Origin of the sequence: Methylobacterium adhaesivum (assembly GCF_022179065.1) — a bacterium.
In the GTDB taxonomy this organism is placed as follows: domain Bacteria; phylum Pseudomonadota; class Alphaproteobacteria; order Rhizobiales; family Beijerinckiaceae; genus Methylobacterium; species Methylobacterium adhaesivum.
Map to the genome: position 1 here is coordinate 25,479 of NZ_BPQD01000014.1, position 21,390 is coordinate 46,868.

Genomic DNA, 21,390 nt, shown 5'->3' on the forward strand with positions numbered 1-21,390 from the left:
GCCCAGGGGACGCGGAGATCATAGTGCAGGTTCGGTCTATCGGCGCGGGGCGCGTGTACCGAATCGCCGTCACCCTCCTGGGAGCGACGATGCTGACGGCGGCGATGACCGCGTGCACGGTGAAACCCCAACCGCTCGGACAGGTCGAACTCGGTGCCTACGCGGCGGACAAGCTGCGCCGCGTCGGGTCCGACCAGCCGTTGCCGGGTCCCCGAATCGACCTCTACGAGGCCTTCGCCCGCGCCCTGAAGTACAATCTCGATCAGCGCGTCGAGATCATGCAGACGGCCGTGCGGGCGCGAGAGCTGAGCTTCGCCAGCTATTCGATGCTGCCGAACTTCGTGGCCAACAGCGCCTACGCGGGACGGGACAACTACGCCGCGAGTTCCTCGATCTCGGTGCTGACGCAGCGCCAGTCCCTCGAGCCGTCCTACAGTCAGGACAAGAATTTCGTCTATGGCGATCTATCGCTGAGCTGGAACATCCTCGATTTCGGCCTGTCGTATGTGCGTGCCCGGCAAGCCGCCGATGCGGTTCTGATCGCCGAGGAGAATCGCCGCCGGGTGGTGAGCCGCATCATCGAGGACGTGCGCACCGCCTATTGGCGTGCGCTGACGAGCGAGCGCCTCGCGAGCCGCCTGCGCGCACTCGAAGGCCGCGCCCAGACGGCGATCGGCGACGCCCGCCGCCTCTACGCCGATCGCCAGACCTCGCCGATCACGGCGCTGACCTACGAGCGCGAGCTGATCGAGATCCGGCGCGAGATTCAGCGGGTCGAGGCCGATCTGCTCGTGGCCCGGAGCCAGCTCGCGGCGCTGATGAACCTTCCGCCCGACCTGCCGTTCCGACTGGCGGAGATGGAGGGCGTCGAGGCCGGCCTGAAGCTCGGCGTCGCCGAGGCCGATCTCGTTCGCGTCGCCCTGGAGAACCGCTCAGAACTGCGCGAGGTCGCCTACCGGCAGCGCATCAATGCTCGCGAGGCGACCGCCGCGCTCCTCGAACTGCTGCCCGGCATCAATCTCATCGTCGGCGGCAACGCCGATTCGAACCGCCTTCTCTACAATTCGAACTGGGTCGGCTGGGGCGCGCGCGCGAGCTGGAACCTGCTGAACGTCTTCCGTTACCCTGAGCGGACCGGCCTCATCGGCGCGCAGGACGCGCTTCTCGACAAGCGTGCGCTCGCCGTCACCATGGCGGTGATGACCCAAGTTCACGTCAGCCGAATCCGCCACGCGCTGGCGATGAAGGAGTTCGAGACAGCAGCCGCGTTCCGCCAAGTTCAGCGTCGTATCGTGGAGCAGATGCGTGCGTCCGCCTCCGCGCTCTCGGCAAGCGAGCAGACGCTGATCCGCGAGGAGATGAATACATTGATCGCCGAGGTGAAGTTCGATCTGGCCCACGCCGCAGTCCAGAATGCGCGCGCCAACGTCTACGCCTCGCTCGGTCTCGATTCCTTCCCGCTGGCGACCATAGACGGACAGGATCTTCCGGGACTGAAACAAGCCGTGCGGGCAAGTTGGCTTGGGATCGGGGCGGTGTTCGCCGAAGCGCCTCCGATCCCGCGCGTACCGGCGCCCTCACCGCTGAAGCTCCGGCATTAACGGAGCCAGTCGCCGAACACGCAATCTTGGCCTGCCCGCCGTGCGGCAGGCCATCATCGCATGGCTGTGCGCCAGCCTCGTTCCGCCCGTCCGATGTCCGCACTGCCGAAGGCGCTTCACGCTCTGCTCTGACCCCAAAATGCCCCGGTAGTGCAAGGGCGGCTTGCGCCTCCATCGACGCCACGCTGCGTTCACGCAGATCGGCCGGCAGGGCTGAGGGCGTCGGGACGGTGAGCTGTCCGGCCCGAAGCCACCCTGCACGGGATGAGAAGAGCCCGAAAGCCTCCGGCAGATCAGCGGACCGACGCCCCCTGTCGGAGGCCTGCAGCGGGCTTCGCGGAAGCACCCGCCGGTCCGTTGCTCCGGCGCTCTCCGTCGTGGAACGGGCATCCTGCCGTTACAACGTCATGGCCGTCGCGGCGGCTTCCAGCCCCAGCGAACGAGACCTTCAGCCTCCGCGGCCGAGCCCGCTTCCCCGTAGCACTGCAACTCGGGTGCGTTGCCGGAGGCGCGCAAGTGGATCGTCCGCCCGCCGTCGAGATCGATCCGGACCCCATCCTGTTCGTCCAAGGCCACCGGCGTGCCGACGGGGGCCAGGACGTCCCGCCGGAACTCCGCTTCGGTGAGGCGCGCCAGCAGGGCGCCGATCCGCTCGGGCGCAATCTCGGGCAACCGCGAACTCGCCTTCTCCCCAGCATCCAGGCAGGCGACGAGGCCGGCCAGGGTCAGCTCCGCCTCGCGTGCCGCCGCGAGGGTCGCCAGGATCGACAGCACGGCACCACGCGTGGGGAGGGCGGGCAGGGGCCGCCCGGCAATGGTGAGGGGCGCGCCGAGCAGGAACCCGCCATTGGCCGCGAAGCCGACGACCGTGTCGAAGCCGGCACGTTTCACCTGCTCCATCCCGGCGATCACGAAGGGCGAGCCGACCCGGGTGCGGGTGACCCGTTGGAATTCGCCAGACCGCTCAATGGCGGAGCCCGCCGTCACCGGCACGACCACTGCGTCGACCCCGAGGTAGCGGGCGGTGATGAGGCCGAGAACATCCCCGCGCAGGATCCGCCCGGTGGCGTCCGCGACCAGGGGACGGTCGGCGTCGCCGCCCGTGGTCACGAGGGCATCGAAGCCGCCGGATGCCATGGTGTCCCGGATGAAGGCGACATCCTCTGCACGGTGGTCCTCCGTGTCGATGGGCACGAAGGTCTCGGAGCGGCCGATGGCGACGACGGCGGCGCCCAGGGCCGTCAGCAGGTCGGCCATCAGGTCGCGGGCGACGGACCTCTGCTGATAGACGGCGATCCGCAGGCCGGTCAGGAGATCGGGCGCGAAGGCATCGCGGTAGCGGCGGCGATACCGCTTGGCAGCATCGGGATCGGGCGTGGCGGCCATGTCGGGCGGCAACGCCTCGGCAATGGGGCCGAGGGCGGCCAGGGTGGCGGCTTCTTCGGTCTTGGTGATCTCGCCGTCGGGCCGTTAGAACTTCAGGCCGTTGCGATCTTCGGGAAGGTGGCTGCCCGTGACCATGACGGCGCAGGAGCCGCGCCGCATCGCTCCGAGTGCAAGCGCCGGGGTCGGGAACGCACCGCAATCGACGACCCGGAAGCCCGCCGCCGCCGCGTTGGCAAGGTCGCGGCGACGCCGGGACTGCTGTCGCGCAGGTTGCGCCCGATGACGACACTGCGCTCGGGACCGGCCGTCGCGGCAACGGAGCGAAAGAAAGCGCTGGCATAGGCGTCCGTCGCCCCGCCCACGAGGTTCGTCACGAGGCCGCGCAGGCCGTTCGTCCCGAATTTCAAATCGCCCATCCGTTCTCAATCCTTCTGCACGCGGCCGACCACGTCCGCCCTGCGTCGGTTCGGTCGGCCCGCGACCCTGTTCCGTCTGTTCCACGGCGCCCGGCCAATGCGCGCGCAACGTGGACGAAAAGAACCGAATCCAGCCTTTCGCCCGCCCGACCCGTCGCCGATGAAGCCGGGCGCGCCAACCGCCGCCCACGCACAATGGCGAGCGCCACGGTACGACGCCCCCGTTCAACGCTGTGCGCAGTCCGGTGCCTGACTGAAACCGGGTCCCTATCCTTTGTCGTCCTAGGACCGGGGCGCCTCGGGGAACCTGACCTAATCCGGCAGCGCCGGAGCTTCCGCCGGGTCGAACATCGGATCGAGCGGTTCCGGGGCGGCTCGCTCCCGTGTCCGGCGGTGGGGGGATGGACCGGCCGTGCAATTGCTGCAAATCGAGGACGTGGCCCGCCGGACTCGATCATCGAAATTCTTTTCGCGAATCTTGCGCGCGGCCTCGGCGCGGTCGCGGCGGGCCTGCGCATCGTCCGACGACCCCGCGGGGATATCGGCCTGAGGCATGGGCGGCCGCGGCTTGTAGGGGCTGGGATCGGGTTGCGCCGAGGCACGCCCGGAAAGCCCCATCAGCAGGCCGGCAACCAATAGGACGACACGCATCTCATTCCCTCGTCAGGCGGCCCACCGAAGTCGGTTGTGCGGACGCCATCGCCGGTCCCGCGCGAGACATCTGTGCTCCCACGAGACGTGCGGCGGCGAAGCGTCGGTCAGCCGATCCACCCTGGTTTAACACGTCCGCGCTCCCGCAGTCCCCGCGTGGAGGGCACAAACGGCCGGGGACGCGGCAGAACCTGCCGGGTCGTGTCGGCCACGCGCCGGGCTGCTTCCAGGTAGGTCATTGATAAATAGAGGAAAGCCTCGCGGCACGGCGGTTGCTGATCTGAGATCGACCTTAAACCGGAGGCTCAAGGGCACACCATGGATATCTTCAACGCGCTGCAGACGGCGGTCTCGGGCCTCCAGGCCCAGTCCTACGCACTCAACAACATCTCGGGCAACATCGCCAACTCCCAGACCACCGGGTTCAAGCGCGTCGACACGAACTTCGTCGACATGGTCGGGGAGCAGCCCGCGAACCAGCAGGTCTCCGGCGCCGTCGGCTCGTTCTCGCGGCTCACCAACAACGTGCAGGGCGGCCTGCTCGCCACCGGCATTCCCACCAACATGGCACTCAGCGGCAACGGTTTCTTCACGGTCCAAAGCAAGAGCGGCGACGCCGTCGGCCAGCCGACCCTGTCACCCACCCCGCGCTACACCCGCCGCGGCGACTTCCAGTCCGATTCCCAGGGCTACCTCGTCAACGGCTCGGGCGCCTATCTCACCGGCCAGAACTTCGACCCGCGGACCGGACAAAGCACCGGCATGGGGCCGATCAAGATCTCCACGGCCGCCCTTCCCGCCAAGGCGACCACGAGCATCACCTACGCGGCCAACCTCCCCCAGGTGCCCGCCACGAAGAACGCGAAGGGCGGTGATTCGGACGGAACGCTGCTCAAGACTCTGGGCGGAACCGCCATTGCGAGTCCCCTCCCCACGGTGACAGGCGCCCAATCACCTGAATTCCAGACGAAGACGCTCTCGGGCGGCGAGATGACGGTCTACAGTGTCACCGGCGCTCCCGTGACCTTGCAACTGCGGTGGGCCAAGTTGGCCGATGCAACATCGACGACGCCCGACAAGTGGAATCTGTTTTATCTCAGTGACTCGAAGGTGCCGTCGACGGATGATCCGGCTACGGCCGCGAACGACGCTGCGGGAACCGCCTGGACAAACATCGGCATCGACTTCAATTTTACTAGCGGTGTACTCGCGCCGCCGGTCGATCCTAAGATCACCAATCTGACGATTGACGGTGTCAAGGTGAACGACAGTGTCGCCCTCAACATCTTCAAGAACTCCGTCACCCAGTACGCCTCCACCGAGGGCACCGTCCGGACCGATACGGCCGTGCAGGACGGTTTCGCCTCTGGCAGCCTGACGGCGCTATCCGTCTCGGCCGAGGGCAAGATCGTCGGCACCTACTCGAATGGCAACTCCGCCGTCGTCGCCCAGGCCGGCATCGTCCAGTTCAAGGACCCCAACGCCTTGAAAGCCGATACCAGCGGCAACTACTCCGCGACCCTGGCCTCTGGCGACCCCCTGACCGGTCTCAACGGCACCGTGGTCGCCGGCGGTCAGATCGAGCAGTCGAACACCGACGTGGCGGGCGAATTCTCGAAAATGATCGTCACGCAACAGGCCTACTCCGCCAACACCCGCGTGATGTCGACCGCTCAGACCATGATGAGCGACCTGATCAACATCATTCGTTAAGGTTATCGGGGTACAGTCGGAAAGTAACCGACTATAATCCATCCTTCCGGAAGCACTGGCTCCGCGACCCCATCCGACCGCCGTCCACCGGGCGGACAAGGATGGGGCCGCGCGGTGGCTCCGGCCAGACGCCTCGCGAGCCCTGCGAGGATCTCGCGAGACGAAAAGGCTCGAACCGATGTCGATCAGCAGTGCGATCAACACCGCCACCACCGGCCTGCAGGTGGTGCAATCCCAGATCGGGGTCGCATCGCAGAACATCGCCAATGTCAACACGCCCGGCTACAACAAGCGCATCCAATCGACGGTGAGCCAGGCCCAGGCGCCGAGCGTGAGCGCCGGCGCCGTGACGCGCGTCCTCAATGCCACGTCCCTGAAGCAGCTCCGCCTCGAGACCGCGGGCGCGGCCTATACGGGCATCACTGCCAACGTGGCGACCCAGGTCGATTCCCTGTTCGGCATACCCGGTTCGAGCTCCTCCCTCGACGGGCTCCTCAACAGCTACGTCCAGTCCGTCCAGACCCTGGCCGACGATCCCCGCGTAAGTTCCGTGCGCACGACTGTGGCGAACAACGCCGCCGCCCTCGCGGGCAGTCTCGGCACCATCTCCAACGGCATCCAGACTCTGCGCACGGGCATGGAGACGCAACTCGGCAACGATGTGAAGGCCGCCGATGGTCTCCTGAAGAATATCGCGCAGCTCAACCTTAAAATCATGGGGGCCAAGGGCAACGGCGGCAGTCCCGACCTCCTCGATCAGCGCGACCAAGCCATCAACGACCTGTCCCAGTACATGGACGTGCAGACCGTCGAGCAAACCGACGGTTCGGTCACGGTGATGACCCAGTCGGGCCTCACCCTGGTCGATCACACCACGCCGGCCAGTCTTCAGTTCGACGGCGCTGCGGCCCTGAGCCCGCAGACCGTCTATTCCGAAGATCCGAGCAAGCGCACCATCGGCACCATCACGGCGGTGACGCCCGGTGGGGCGCGGATCGATCTCATCGCCGCCCAAGCCCTTCGATCCGGCTCCCTCGCGGCGGCGGTGAACGCCCGCGACGTGACCCTCGTCGAGGCCCAGCGCCAGGTCGACGAACTCGCGGCGGGTCTGGCGCAGTCTACCACCGACCGTACCGTGAGTGCCGCGGGCGGGACCGCCATCGACATCTCCGGACTGAAGAGCGGCAACCGCATCGCGCTGTCCCTCGCCGACGGTACGAAGATCGTTCTCGTCGCCTCCAGCACCGGCACCCCGAGAATCCAGACCGGCGACGTCGATTCCAGCACGGCCCTGCCGAAGAGCTTCAAGCTCGGGTCCGATGCCGACATGCAGACCGCCATCGGGGCGGCCCTGGGAGCCAACTACACCGTCTCGATCGCGAGCGGAAAGCTCACGATCGCCCGGGCGGCCGCATCGCCGAATCCCGCAGTTACGACGATCTCCGCCACGACCACGGTTCCGGCGAATGCCGCCGACACAAAGTCCGGCGACACCGAATTCGCCCTGTTCGTCGATTCCGGCAAGAACGGCGAACTCTACACCGGTGATTTCGACGCGGGCTCGCAGCTCACCGGCTTCGCCCAGCGAATCGCCCTCAATCAGGCGGTCAAAGCCGACAACAGCGCTTTCGTACTCGCGTCGTCCTCGACGGAAGCGAGTGACCCCGCGCGCCCACAGCTCATCCTGCAGGGCCTCACCACCAAGAGCCGCACGTTCTCGGCGGCCGTCGGGATCGGTGGCGTGCGGGCGCCCCTCACGACCACCGTGGCCGATTTCACCCAACGCGTCGTCGACACCCAGGGTGCGAACGCCGCCGCGGGCCAGAGCCTCGATCAGGGTCAGCAGATCGCCCTCTCCACCGCCCGGAGCCGGTACGCGAACGAGTCCGGCGTCAAGATCGACGAAGAAATGGCGAACCTGATCCAACTCCAGACCGCCTATGGCGCCAACGCACGGGTGCTCACGGCCGCCCGCGACATGCTCGACACGCTCATGCGGATCTGACGATTCGCCTGCCGCCCCGCCCGCGTCCTGTAGAGCAGGGCGAACGGGGGCAAGCGTTCCCCTGCGGTCACCCGTAGGCCGTCGTGGGAGCCGTCACCGAAGCGTTTGGCCTATCGATAACCAGGACCCAGCCAGAGCCTCGGATGCCTTCGTCCTCGCTTCCCCCTTCTGCCGACCCCTCCTCCCTTCCGAGATCGCGCCCATGACTATTCCTCCTTTCGCGGCCGGCAATTACAACACGGCCTTGAACGCGCAGCGCATGCTCGCGAGCAAAAGCAGCCTCGACACGCTGACCACGCAGATGGCCTCGGGCCGTACGGCCGAGACTTATGGCGGTCTCGGCGCGTCTCGGACCCTGAGCTTGAGCGCGAACGCCCAGGTGGCCCGCCTCGAAGGGTACGGCACCAACATCACCACCGCCCTCAACCGTATCAACCTCGGTTCCAAAAGCCTGCAGACCCTGGCGACGACCACCTCGACGCTCGCGACGAGCATCGCCAACGGAATGGCGAACACGAGTTCCCCGGCGGCGCGCAACACCACTCGGCTGACGGCGGCGAGCAACCTCGATCTGTTCGTCGATACCCTGAACCAGAACTACAATGGCACCTACCTCTTCGGCGGCCGCGCAACCGAGGCGCCGCCGGTGGCTTCGGCGGATTCAATCCTGAACGGCGACGCCAGCGGGGCCGGCCTCAAGGCAGTGATCGCCGAGCGCAAGACGGCGGACGGCACCGCCGGAACGGGCAACCTCGGCATCTCGGCACCGACGGGAACGCCGGCGACGACGATCACGCTCTCCGAGGGGGGCAACGCGGCCAATCGCGCGAATTTCGGCTTCATCCTTGGGGCCGTCACGAGTTCTAATTCCACCGCCATCGGCAGCGCCGTGGTCACCGCCGCCGCCGCGCCGACGGCGGACTTGACGTTCGGCACGCAGCCGAAGGACGGCGACGTGGTGCGGGTCAGCGTGAACCAGGCCGACGGAAGCCAGGCGTTCGTCGATTACACGGCCCGGACTGTCGCGACGGGAGCAGCCAACGAATTCGTCATCGGCGCCGACGCGACGGCAAGTGCCACCGCTCTGAAGACGGCCCTGGGTACCAGCAAGATCGCGGCCGCCCAGAGCCAGACGCCCCCGGGCGTCGCCGTCTCCTTCACGGGTGGGGCGGCCGCCAGCACCGCCCTGACGGTGAACGGGCTTCCGAATGATGGCGACACTGTCACGGTCACCCTCGGCTTGCGCGACGGCACCAAGACCACCCTCACCCTGACGGCGCGGACCACCTCGGATGGGACCGATCCCTCGGTGTTCGTAATCGGCGCCGACGCGGCCACCACGGCGACCAATCTCCAAGCTGCACTCTCGAGCACGGTGCAGGGCAGCGCGACCACCACCCTCGCGGCCTCGTCCGCCGTCCTGGCCGCGAAGGACTTCTTCGCCGGCACCAAATCCGCCGCCTTCGCGCCCCGGCGCGTCGACGCGACCAACGGCGGATTTTTAAGCAACCCCGCCGGCAAGACGATGATCTGGTACAAGGGCGACGAGAGCCTGACCGATCCGCGCGGAACGGCCACCGCGCAGGTGAGCTCGGGCCTGGCCGTCGATATCGGAGCCCAGGCCAACGAAGCCGGTATCCGCAACGCGATCACCGGCGTCGCCATCCTGGCGAGCGAGCAGTTCGCCAGCACCAAGAGCCTGAGCGACACGACCCTCTCGGCCGCGGACCGGACCCAGGCCCTGAACGAGCGCAACCGCTACACGGCCATGGCCGATCGGGTCACGACCCTGTTCAAGCCCGCTCAGGACGATCAGGGAATTACCCAAGTGGCCGCAGAGCTCAGTCTCGCCTCGGCTCAGATCGGCAACGCCAAGACGCAGAACGGCGCGCTGAGGGCTCAGTTTCAGAACACCATCGACGGCACTCAGCTGATTTCGACGGAAGAGGTCGCGACTAAGATCTTGTCGGTGCAGAGCCAGCTGCAGGCGAGCTACCAAGTCACGTCGATGCTGTCGAAGCTGTCGCTGGTCAATTTTCTATAGGGGCAGGGTCGATCCAACCTCTGTGTCTTTTGGGATAATTCCGTATCGGCCGGTCTGGGTGGGGCATTGCACCTATCCCATGCCGGTCGATCGGGTCTTTTCAGGCCGTCTGCGTTGTCGGATGCTGCGGGATGGCCGATGCGCCTGCCGAGCAATTGAACTGATTCGTCCTGTCGGACATGCCTGAACGACGGCCGGATTGGTTCGACTTCACGCTGGCGACATCGATGATCCTGCAAGTCCGGCGAAGCTCTCACAGTGAGGCAGCGTCGAGCGAAGCGCCCGCGAGGACCGGGGTGAAACCTCGTGGCGCAGGCTTGCAATCCCTGAGGGGACGCGAGTTGTTCCTGCCCTCTGTCCCCAAGGGCCACCCTGACATTTTCCGGTAAGCCTTGTAAGCAAGGCCCCCTCCGCATGTGAGCGCCGTCGCGACGGCCCACGATCAGGGGGCTGGCAGAGGCTGAGGATTCCAGGGCGTTGGCAGTCGATCTATTTCACGAGAATTGGCGGCTCGAGCGGCGGACCGACGGTCTCTACGTGATTATCGAAGAAATCGGCGGGCTCGGTGCCCTGGGTCCGTTCGCCGACGCCGAGGCCGCCCGCATCGGGTTCGCCCGCTACTTCCTCGGCCTCGACCTCGCTCCCCCCTCCGGACCGGTTCTGCCGAAGCGCGACGCCGACAAAGACGATCCGCGGTGATCGGGATCGGGCTCACGGTCCGTTGGACCCCGTTCGCGCGAAGCCCCGTCACACGCGTTCTTTCCGTGTCCCTTGACATTGCGGAGATGATGGAAAAAGCCCTGTGCTTTACGCGGCTGCGTGACCCGACCGACGTGACAGGTCGCTCGGGCCACGCGCCTGCTCGGCCAAGCATGTCCATCCTATGGGTTTGGCGCCGGGATCGTGGGGAGGGTCACGATTCCGGAAACCGACCGTACGGAAATTGTCTCCCATCCAATCGCGGTCGCCCTCGGCTTCGGTCGAGGCGCCGACCGCTGGGCCTCATGACGTCATGAACTTGATCAAAGCCTTTTTCGGCGATCGCTCCGGTCTCGATCGTGAGCCCTCGTCCGACTACGATCTCCTGGCGCGCAGCGGCCTGTTCGACGCCACCTACTACCTTCGCGAGAATCCCGATGTGGCGGAGGCCAAGGCCGATCCCATCGTCCATTATCTCACCGTCGGGTTCCTCGAAGGACGCGAGCCGTCCGCGTTCTTCGACGGGACGGGCTATCGTGAGGGAGACGTCGCGATCAAGGCGTCTGGCATCAACCCCCTCGTCCACTGGCTTCGTGACGGCGCCGCCGAGGGCCGGGCCGCCCCCTTGCGACGGGCCGGGCCGGCCACGTCGGATCAGGTCAAGTCCGATTATGCGCTCGTGGCCCGCAGCGGCCTGTTCGACATCCGCTACTATCTCGCCAACAATCCGGATGTCGCGGCCTCGGGCGAGGATCCGATCGTCCACTACCTGCAGTTCGGCTATCTCGACGGGCGCGCGCCCTCGGCCTTTTTCGATGGCAACGCCTACCGGGACCGCAACGCGGATGTCCGCGAGGCCCGGCTCAATCCCCTGGTGCATTGGCTCCGGCTCGGCAGTGCCGAAGGGCGCATGCCTCCGGTCCGCGACGGCGTCGCGGAGCCGGGCACGGACTATGCCCTCGTGGCGCGCAGCGGTTTGTTCGACGAGGCCTACTACCTCAGGTCCAATCCGGACGTCGCCGAGAGCGGTCTCGATCCGATCGTCCATTACCTCACCAGCGGGTTCCGGGAAGGACGGGAGCCAGCGGCCTTCTTCGACGGGAAAACCTATGCGCAGCGGTATCCCGACGTCGGGACGGCCGGACAGGCGCCCCTGGTCCATTGGATGCGGGTGGGGAAGGCCGAGGGGCGCCGCGCGCCGATCCGCGACGCCGCCGCGACAACGGCCGGCACCGATTACGATCTGGTCGCTCGAAGCGGGCTGTTCGATCCAGCTTACTATCTGCGCGCCAACCCGGAGGTCGCCGCCGCCGGTCTCGATCCGATCTCGCATTACCTCCAGACGGGTCATGCGTCGGGCCGGCAGCCCTCGGAATTCTTTGACGGCGCGGCTTACCTCGCGAGCCATTCCGAGGTTGCAGCCGCCGGTCTCAACCCCCTCGTGCATTGGCTCCGGGTCGGTGCGGAGGAGGGCCGCCCGGCACCCGTCGCCACGAGGAATCGCCGCGACGGCACCGATTACGATCTCGTCGCCCGCAGCGGCTGGTTCGATCCGGCCTACTACTTGCGCCAGAATCCAGATGTCGCCGAGGCCGGCCTCGACCCGATCTCGCATTATCTCACGGGTGGGTTTCGCGAGGGCCGGGAGCCCTCCGCCTTCTTCGACGGCCGGGGCTACGGGGTGCGCTACCCCGATGTGCTGCTTGCCGACATCCCCCCGCTGGTTCACTGGCTGCGGGTCGGTCTCCGCGAGGATCGGGAGGCGCCATTCCGTCCCGATGCGGAGCGCAAGACGGGATTGCGCTCGGATTACGAGGTCGTTACTCAAAGCGGCCTGTTCGATCCGGCCTTCTATCTTCGGGAGAACCCGGACGTCGCCGAAGCCGGCCTCGATCCGGTGTCGCACTACCTCGCGGGCGGGTTTCGTGAGGGCCGGGAGCCCTCCGCCTTCTTCGACGGGCGCGGCTATCGAGCCCGCTATCCCGACGTGGTGGTGGCCGACATCGCGCCCCTGCTGCATTGGTTGCGGTTTGGCCTCGGCGAGAATCGGGAGGCTCCCATCCGTCGCGACGCGGGGGGCGAGATCGGCCCCGGCTCGGATTACGGGGATGTGGCGGCAAGCGGCCTGTTCGACCGGGCCTTCTACCTGCGCGACAATCCCGACGTCGCCGAGGCCGGCATCGATCCGGTGGTGCATTACCTCACGGCGGGATTTCGCGAAGGGCGTGAGCCAGCGGCGTTCTTTGATGGGCGGGGCTATCGGGCCCGGTATCCCGACGTGGTTCTGGCTGACATCGCGCCGCTCCTCCATTGGTTGCGGGTCGGTCTCTCCGAGGGGCGAGAGGCTCCGTTCCACATCGATGCGGAGGCCGAGGCGCGGCGTCACTCGGATTACGCGGTCGCCGCGCAGAGCGGCCTGTTCGACCGGGCCTACTACCTACGCGAGAACGCCGATGTGGCTGCGGCCGGTCTCGATCCGGTCGCGCATTACGTCACCTCCGGTTTCCGGGAGGGGCGCGAACCCTCGGAATTCTTCGATGGGCGCGCCTATCACGCCCGCTATCCGGACGCGGCTGACACCGCGCCGCTAGTCCACTGGATGCGGACCGGCCTTGCCGAGGGACGCCGACCGCCGATCCGGGGCGCCGTGCCGCCGGGAACTGGCATCGACTCGGACTACGAACTCGTCGCGCGCAGCGGCCTGTTCGATGTCGGCTACTACCTCCGGACCTATCCGGACGTTGCCGCCGACGGGATGGATCCCATCGCGCATTACCTGAGCAGCGGACACCTGCAGGAGCGGGAGCCGTCGCTGTTCTTCCACGGGCAGACCTATCTTGAGCGCTATCCCGATGTGCGGGCGAGCGCCATCAATCCCCTCGTGCATTGGCTGCGCACCGGCACGCTGGAGGGACGCGAGGCCCCGCTGAACACCCTCGGGATCAAGCGGAAACTGACGTTGCGCGACCTGTGCGAGCCGGTCCGGACCGAGGCCACGCCGGGGTTCGACGATCCCGCCTTCCGCCTGAGCGTGGTCACGCCGTCCTTCAACACCGAACCCGCTCATCTGCAGGAGCTGTTCCAGACGCTACTGAACCAAACCTACGCCGGCTGGCGCTGGATCATCGTCGATAACGGATCGGAGCGTCCCGATACCCTGCACGCCCTCCGTCGAATTGCTGCCGCCGATGAACGCGTCAGCGTCACGTTCGCCGAGCGCAATCTCGGCATTGCCGGGGGGACGAACCACGCCATCGCGCAGGCCGACGGCACCCACGTGGCCCTCGTCGATCATGACGACCTTCTGCCCCGGACGGTCTTCGAGGAAATCTGGAAGGCTGTTCGGGTCAATCACGATGCTGATCTGATCTATACCGATGAGTGCAAGATCTCCGACGATGGCGAGCTCTATGACGTGGTTCTGAAGCCGGGCTGGTCGCCGGCTTTGTTGGAAAACACGATGTATCTCTCGCATCTGACCGTTTACCGACGGGAGTTCATGGCGCGAGTCGGTGCCTTCCGTCCCGAATTCGACGGAACCCAGGATTACGACTACAGTCTTCGGGCTTCGCGGCATGTCGCAAAGGCGATCCATGTTCCGGTGATCGGCTACGTCTGGCGTGCGTCGCCGTCCTCGACGGCGACGTCAATGACAACGAAGTCCTACAGTGTCGGCCGTCAGGAAACTTCGCTGATCGAATTCGCGCGCGACCGTGATCCCGCGGCGTCCGTCTCGCCCGGCTTCGGCGATGGGTTCTGGCGCACGCACTACACGCTGCCGGAGACCCCGCCCCTCCTCTCCTACGTCATCCCCACGGGGGCCGGCTCGCGGGTGGTGCGCGAGCGGCGCATCAACCTCATTTTGAACTGCATCGACAGCTTCGAGAGCAAGGATTTCTATCCGAACCGCGAATACGTCATCGTTCACAATGGTGACCTCTCGGAGGAACAGCAGGCGCGCTTGGCGGAGATTCCGGGCATCCGCCTCGTGCATTACGAGGATCGGTCCCTCAACATCGCGCGCAAGCTCAACATCGGAGTCGCGGCGGCAGAGGGCGAGTTGGTCTGCCTGCTCAACGACGACGTCGAGGCCATAACGTCCCGAGGCGGCGAGGAACTCGTCGCCTTCCTGCTCGCTCATGCCGATGTCGGGATGATCGGTCCGCTTTGCCTGTTCGAGAATGGCACCGTGCAGCACAACGGGGTGATCCTCCTCGAACAAGGCCCGTCCCATGCCGGGCTGTTCGTCGCCCCGAGCCATGCGGGGGCGACGGGCAACCTGCTGCAATGTCGTCGCGAGGTGTTCGGTGTCACCGGGGCCATGGCGATCGTACGCCGCGCCGATTACCAAGCGCTTGGCGGCTTCGATGAGCGCTTCCCGCTCAACTACAACGATGTCGATTTCTGCCTGCGCCTGCGCGAATCCGGCCGCACCTGCGTCGTGGATCCCGGGGTGCGGGTCTACCATTACGAGAGCGCCTCGAAGACCGGCACCTATCGTTGCGAGAAGGAAGCGCTCTACGCGCGCTGGCCGGGCTTGCGCGATCCCTACTTCAACCAGGGCTTCGACCAGCGCGATCCCACCTACCGCGTCCTCCTGCGGCCCGAACGCGCGCCGGTCGAGACGGATCCGGCCGCTTTCGAGAATTGGCTCGACCGCCACATCGCCTGGCGCATCCGCAACTATCCGGCCCCCGGCACGATCCGTTTCTCCCTCTGCGTCCCGGTCTACGATCAACCGGCGGCGTTCCTGGAAGAAATGCTACAATCGTGTCTGCTGCAGACCTACGAGAATCGTGAGATCGTCATCGTGGATGACGGCTCGACCCGGCAGGACACCCTCACGTGGCTCGCCAAGGTCGAGGCATCGGGCCACGCCCGGGTGATCCGGCACGAGAAAAATGTTGGCATCGCCGGCGCGAACCGTACGTGGCTCGCGGCCGCCGAGGGGGATGTTCTCGTTCCCCTCGACGCTGACGATTATCTAACCATCGATGCCCTGCAGGTCATGGCGCATTGGATCGAGCGGTATCCCGACGGACGGGTGTTCTACTCGGACGAATTCAAGTCTGACCCGTCCTCCATCAAGGCGAGTCCGTTCTTCAAGCCGGCTTTCGACCCGTTCCTATCAACGAATTGCTGTTTTGAAACGCACCTGATGGCGTGGCGCCGCGATCTCCTCCTTGAGATCGATGCCTATGGCGACGACCGGGCGACGTGGTGTCATGACTGGGACGCCATCGGCCGGGCCTGGGCGGCGGGGTATGAGCCTGTCCATGTCCCGGAACTGCTCTATGCGTGGCGGATCAACCCGGGCTCCACGGCCTCCGCCGAGACCGGCGACAAGCCGGCAGCGCTGGCGTCGCAGAAATTCGTGCTCGATCGGCTCGTCTCGGCGCGTGGACGGGCTGACGCTGTCTGCGTCCGGCCCAACGAGGCCGGCCAGAACACCGGGATGTGGTCCCTGCGGCCGCGTCGCGCGCTCGAAGGCGTGATGTCGTTGCGCGCCGAGGATGCTTGGCGCGATGGCGGCGCGGCCCTGCGCGCCGCCGCAGACAACGGCGCGGAATGGATTTTTCTTCGGGCGGGTGACGCGTCCAGTGAGGCCGATCTCAGTGAACTCTCCGCCCTCCCCGCCTGGGACGACCGGGTGGACGTGGTGTCGGGACTCCTGACGGATGCCGGCGGTACCACGCTCAAGTGGTCGGGGGCCTTCTTCTGCCCCGATGGCACCGTCCTCGACCCGTATCTCGGGCGGGCCTTCGCCGATTCGTATCACGGCCAGATCCATACGCAGCGCTGCGTCGACGTGGCAGCCCCCACCAACGTCCTGATCCGAACGGGTGCGCTGCGGCGGGTGCTTCGGGACGAAGCCGGTCCCCTGACCTCGGATCGCCTCATGATCCTACTGGGGCTCGATGCCGTTCGTGGGGGGCGCCTCGTCGCGGTCACGCCGTATCTGAGAGCCGTTTGGGTGGCGGCGCCGGGTCTCACCCTTCCCCTCGACCGGGAAGGCATCCTCAACGAGGCCAAACCAGAGCTGCTCGCCAGCCGCTGGTACGATGGGCGTCTGAGTTCGGACCGTCCCTACGGGATCGAGCCTCGGCGCTGGGGGCGTTGAGGCGTCCCGGCGCCCCTGGCCTGGGCGGTGACCGTAGCGGCCTTCGCCTGCGCGCTCCTCGGTCCCACGGCGCTCGGATCCGTTCTAACAGGGCGCCTCCTCATGACCGGGGTCCTGGTGGCGTCCGGCTGGATCGTGCTGAGCCGCGTCGATACGCTTTCGGTCTTGGCTGAGGATTTCGCCCGCTTGCCCCGACGGGCGGAGCTGTGCCGAACCGTCACGCTTTAACCTGAAACGCTGGCCCTCACCTCCATCGTGACGTCGCGACTGCTGCATGCGCTCGGGGTGGGCGCGATGGTGTTCGTGGTGTGGGCCGTTGAAGCCAGGGGGGCGCGTGAACGATGCCCGCCTTCGGGAAGGACTACGAAGAACCGCCGCCGATGATGGCCAGTGGCAGACGCCCTCGACCACCGTGTGTTGCGGCCGGCGCGACGGTTGGCCGGCCCCGGTGGGGCTTGGAAGCAGGGGAGCGAGCCTCCGATCCTTCCCCGATCCTTCCGGTCTTCCGCAGTGTGCGGGGAGGAGGGAGCAGGGCGGCCTCCGGCATCCGGGGCGCCATCACCGCCGGTTTCGCACGCATCGACCGGTTTTATATGGGAGGCGCGCGGTTGTGCCGGCGGCGCGTTTTCAAAGGCCCACATGGCACAGTCCGATCGGCCTTCAGCCCCCTCCCGGTGTCCCATCACCCTCCCGGCCATAACCTGCGTTATGGGATGACAGATGAGGTATGGAAGTCTTCTGACAATTTTGCGAAGTATAGCTCTCAGATACTGAGGCCTTCGGATTAAGTACGTTTTCGGACGTTGATTTTCTTCTGTGTTCAAGCGCGATGTGGGAGAATAACGTAAGGCCTGTTTAAGTATTTTGACGCGTGCTGGCCGGGTTCGCTCTGTGAGTTCAACGTGTCGACATCGGTTTCGAAATTGCGTGTCCGCGTTGGTCGATCGTCGGCCGACGATCTCCTGCGCGATGCCCGCGACCTGCCGACCGTGCTCCTCACCATGCTGCGCAGCATGGTCGATGCCTGGCCCGACGAAGTCTACGCGGAGCGGATCGTCGAGACGAAGCTGCTGGGGCAGCGCACGCATTTTGTCGTCGATCCCGCCCTGATCCGCACACTCCTCGTGGACGAGGCGGCCTCCCTCGAACGCGAGGCGTTCATGGCCCGAGCCCTGGCGCCAGCCCTTGGGCGTGGCCTGCTGACCTCCGACGGCCCGCTCTGGCGCAGTCAACGCCGCACCACGGCGCCGGTGTTCCGCCCGGATCACATCCGCACGTTCGTGCCGGGAATGGTCGCCGCCGCCGAGGCCACGCGGGAGCGATGGCTCAGGCGGCCGAAGGAGGCCCCGGCCGTTGACCTCGCGCAGGAGATGATGCGCACGGCCTTCGACATCATCATCACGACCATGACTTCCGGCGAGGCGGGGCTCGATGCCCCGCGCTTCGCGGCCGCCATGGAGGATTACCTCGGCCAGACCAACTGGAAGATGGCCTACGTCATGCTGGGCCTACCGGCCTGGCTGCCGCACCCCGGGGCGCGGCGGGGTGCCGCCGCCGCCCGGGCGTTGCGGGCTGCCGTCACCGGGCTCATCGCCGCGCGGCGGACGAGGAGCGGAGCCGAGCAGGATCTCCTGGGGCTGCTCCTGGCCGCTCGCCACCCCGAGACCGACCGGGCGATGCCGGACGACCAGCTCGTCGACAACCTTCTCACCTTCGTGGCGGCCGGTCACGAGACAACGGCCCTGGCCCTGACCTGGACCTTCCGGCTGCTCGCCGACCATCCCGCCGTAGAACACCGGGTGCTCGCGGAGATCGCGGCCGCCGGCTCCGACGTCGCCCGCGCGCCGGATCTCGCGGAGCGTCTCCCTTACGCGCGGCAAGTCCTCATGGAAGCGATGCGCCTCTTTCCCCCGGCCCCCCTCATGGTGCGGCGCACGACGCGGGCGATCCGGCTTGGGGATACGCCGATCCCGGCGGGACGATCCGTGCACGTGCCCATCTACGCCCTGCACCGGCATCGCCGGCTCTGGGATCGACCGGACGCATTCGATCCGGATCGGTTCGATCCGGCCCGGCACGCGGCCCGCGACCGCCACGCCTATCTTCCGTTCGGCGCCGGCCCCCGGGTGTGCATCGGCATGGGAATGGCGATGACCGAGTGCCTCATCGTGCTCACAACCCTGCTCCCCGCCTTCCGCCTGCGTCCCGCCGCGCCGACGATGCCACCGGCCCAGTTCCGCATCACCCTGCGTCCGCAGGGGGGCATGCCGATGCACCTCGCACGCCGGGTCGGCTAGCATGCTCGCGTTTGCGCGCCGTCTCAGGTTCGATCCCGCCGCGCCGATGGCGAACGCGGACCGTCCCGCCGAAGAACGGGCATCCCCCCTGGAGCACCGCCAACGAAGCGAGACCCAGGCTGAACTCCTCCATGAGACGCTGCAACTCGCCAGTTACTCGGCGATCACCCATGTCGTGGTGGTGTTCGCCCTCGCCTACATGTTCTGGAACGATGCCTCGCGGCTCTACCTCCAGGGCCTATGCACGGCGGTGTCACTCATCATCGTCGCGACCTTGTGGACGACCTGGCATCACCGAAACACCTTCAGGGGCGAGGTTTGCGAACGCGCGATCCAGCGCGGATTCCGGATCTGCAAGGCCCTCGCCTTTGCCCTGGGCATCGCCTGGGCGACGATGCCGGCCGTGCTGCTGCCGCCATCCTCCGGTAATTTCCGCATGGTCGCGGCGGCCATCACGGCGGGCCTGATCTCGGACGCTTACGTCGTCGGACCGATCCTGTCGGTCTCGCTTCTCCTCGCCGCCCCCATCGTCCTCGGCGCGTTCATCGGCCTGGCGGGATGCGAGGCGCCGTTCGGCGGTTACGTCTCGCTCCTGCTCGGCGTCTACGCGGTGTTCGTGTTCCTCAGCGTACGGCGGATGAGCCTCCTGTCGTACCAGCGTATCTGGCAGCGGATCGTCGTCCAGCATCAGGGCGAGACGATCGGGCTGCTCCTCAACGACTTCGAAGCGGGGGCGAGCGACTGGCTCTGGGAGACCGATGCACGGGGGCGCCTGTGCCACGTGCCTACCCGGATGGCTGCGACGCTCGGGCTGTCCCAACGCGTGCTTCAGGACCGGACCCTGGAGGACCTCCTCCGGGATCACGCGGCGCCCGATGGAACCGATGCCGAGCGCGCGGCCCTCCTCCGGGCGTTCGCGACGCGGACCGCCTTCAGCGACCTGTCGGTTCGGTTGCAGACCGGGACGGGCGTGCGCTGGTGGACCTTGAACGGCAAACCCACCCTCGACCGGCATGGCCAGTTCACCGGCTACCGTGGGGTCGGGACCGATTCGACGGACGGCCGGGAAGCCCAGGCCCGCATCGCGTATCTCGCCGGCCACGATATCCTCACCGGCCTGCCGAACCGCGCCGCGTTCCAGAACGCGGTCGAGGCCGCCTGCCGGCTCCGCCCAGCGGGTCAGCCGCAGATCGGACTGCTGTGCCTGGACCTCGATGGCTTCAAGGCGGTCAACGACGGTCATGGCCACGGCACCGGGGATAGGCTGCTCCGGGCCGTCGCCGAGCGGCTGCGCGCCGTCGTCGGCGACGCGGATCGGGTGTTCCGCCTTGGGGGCGACGAGTTCGCCGTGCTCCAGGAATGCCCCCGGCCGGAGCTGGCCGAGGGGCTGGCGGAGCGCATCGTCGCGGACGTGCGCCGGCCCTTCCGCGTCGATGCCGCGCATCTGGAGGTCGGCGTCAGCGTGGGGATCGCCTACACGCCGGGCGATGCCCAGGATCCGGCGAGCCTGCTCAGCCGGGCGGACCTGGCGCTCTACAGTGCCAAGGCCGCCGGCAAAGGCCGGTGGTGCTGCTTCGACGCCGGACTGGAGGACCGCATCGTGCGCCAGAGGCATCTCGACGCCGCGATGCGCCTCGCCCTCGGCACGGAGGCGATGCAGCTTCACTACCAGCCCCTGGTCGACTTGAGGAGTGAGCGGGTGATCGGCTTCGAGGCGCTCCTGCGCTGGCAGAAGCCCGGCGAGGGCTGGATCTCCCCGGTGGAGATGATCCCCATCGCCGAGGCCAGCGGATTTGTGATCGAGATCGGCCGATGGGCCCTGCACCGGGCGTGCGCCGACGCGCTGTCGTGGCCGGGCCTGCAGGTCGCGGTCAACATCTCGTCGATCCACGTGCGATGTCCGACCTTCTACGACGACGTCGCCGACGCCCTGGCCCGGACGGGGATCGCACCGGAGCGCCTCGAAATCGAGATCACCGAATCGGTGCTTCTGAATCGCGAAACCCAGGTGCTGGACAACCTGAAACGGTTGCGCCGACGCGGCGTGCGCATCGTCCTCGACGATTTCGGGACCGGCTATTCCAGCCTGAGCTACCTCACCGATTTCCCGTTCAACAAGGTCAAGGTCGACCGCTCGTTCATCCAGGATCTGCGGGACCGGCCGGAAAAGCTCGCCGTCGTCGAGGCGATCACCACCATGGCGCACGCGCTGTCGATGGACGTCACCGTGGAAGGGGTCGAGACACGGGCCCAGTCGCACATCCTGGGTCTCAAGAATTGCGGCACTGCGCAGGGCTTCCTCTACAGCGCGGCGCGGCCGGCTGCGGAGATCGACGAACTCGTGAGGATGCTGAACGCGCGTGCGGAGATCGGCCGATCCTCGCGGCATTACGGAGAGGCCGCCGAATAGGGCCGTGAGCCCGGTCCGGCACCGGCATCGAGCTCATCCAAGGACGG

The 21,390-nt window shown here is 66.9% G+C and carries 11 protein-coding genes; 8 read left to right on the top strand and 3 right to left on the bottom strand.

The window, feature by feature from the left end:
- The first annotated feature begins 23 nt into the window (after positions 1 to 23).
- Positions 24 to 1,601 (top strand): TolC family protein, encoded by a 1,578-nt coding sequence (locus MFF01_RS11735; protein ID WP_238225538.1) that lies wholly within the window; start codon positions 24 to 26, stop codon positions 1,599 to 1,601.
- A gap of 405 nt (positions 1,602 to 2,006) precedes the next feature.
- Here the strand turns inward: MFF01_RS11735 and MFF01_RS11740 are convergent, their stop codons facing one another.
- The 3 genes from MFF01_RS11740 to MFF01_RS11750 all read right to left on the bottom strand — a co-directional run bounded on the left by MFF01_RS11740 (position 2,007) and on the right by MFF01_RS11750 (position 4,054).
- Positions 2,007 to 2,987 (bottom strand): phosphohexomutase domain-containing protein, encoded by a 981-nt coding sequence (locus tag MFF01_RS11740; protein ID WP_238225539.1) that lies wholly within the window; start codon positions 2,985 to 2,987, stop codon positions 2,007 to 2,009.
- 84 nt (positions 2,988 to 3,071) lie between these two features.
- Complete coding sequence (locus MFF01_RS11745) at positions 3,072 to 3,593, bottom strand: hypothetical protein (protein WP_306421598.1); 522 nt, start codon at positions 3,591 to 3,593, stop codon at positions 3,072 to 3,074.
- Positions 3,594 to 3,715: 122 nt separating this feature from the next.
- Positions 3,716 to 4,054: a hypothetical protein gene (locus MFF01_RS11750; protein ID WP_238225543.1), complete on the bottom strand. Its 339-nt coding sequence runs from the start codon at positions 4,052 to 4,054 to the stop codon at positions 3,716 to 3,718.
- 318 nt (positions 4,055 to 4,372) lie between these two features.
- On the opposite strand from MFF01_RS11750, the gene MFF01_RS11755 reads away from it, so the two are divergent.
- The 7 genes from MFF01_RS11755 (at position 4,373) to MFF01_RS11785 (ending at position 21,343) form a co-directional block, all read left to right on the top strand.
- Positions 4,373 to 5,767, top strand: a complete 1,395-nt coding sequence (locus tag MFF01_RS11755) for a flagellar hook protein FlgE (protein ID WP_238225545.1) — start codon at positions 4,373 to 4,375, stop codon at positions 5,765 to 5,767.
- 178 nt (positions 5,768 to 5,945) lie between these two features.
- The gene (gene flgK, locus MFF01_RS11760) at positions 5,946 to 7,772 is read left to right on the top strand and encodes a flagellar hook-associated protein FlgK (protein WP_238225547.1); all 1,827 of its coding nucleotides are present in this window, start codon (positions 5,946 to 5,948) and stop codon (positions 7,770 to 7,772) included.
- Positions 7,773 to 7,974: 202 nt separating this feature from the next.
- Positions 7,975 to 9,816: a hypothetical protein gene (locus MFF01_RS11765; RefSeq protein ID WP_238225549.1), complete on the top strand. Its 1,842-nt coding sequence runs from the start codon at positions 7,975 to 7,977 to the stop codon at positions 9,814 to 9,816.
- Positions 9,817 to 10,293: 477 nt separating this feature from the next.
- Positions 10,294 to 10,515 carry a hypothetical protein gene (locus tag MFF01_RS11770; protein ID WP_238225551.1) on the top strand — a complete coding sequence of 74 codons (222 nt, stop codon included), beginning with the start codon at positions 10,294 to 10,296 and terminating at the stop codon, positions 10,513 to 10,515.
- Between the two features lie 313 nt (positions 10,516 to 10,828).
- Positions 10,829 to 16,636 (top strand): glycosyltransferase, encoded by a 5,808-nt coding sequence (locus tag MFF01_RS11775; RefSeq protein WP_238225554.1) that lies wholly within the window; start codon positions 10,829 to 10,831, stop codon positions 16,634 to 16,636.
- 902 nt (positions 16,637 to 17,538) lie between these two features.
- Positions 17,539 to 18,933 carry a cytochrome P450 gene (locus tag MFF01_RS11780; RefSeq protein ID WP_238225555.1) on the top strand — a complete coding sequence of 465 codons (1,395 nt, stop codon included), beginning with the start codon at positions 17,539 to 17,541 and terminating at the stop codon, positions 18,931 to 18,933.
- A gap of 46 nt (positions 18,934 to 18,979) precedes the next feature.
- On the top strand, positions 18,980 to 21,343 hold the full coding sequence (locus tag MFF01_RS11785) for a putative bifunctional diguanylate cyclase/phosphodiesterase (RefSeq protein ID WP_238225557.1): 2,364 nt from the start codon (positions 18,980 to 18,982) through the stop codon (positions 21,341 to 21,343).
- The last annotated feature ends 47 nt before the right edge of the window (positions 21,344 to 21,390 follow it).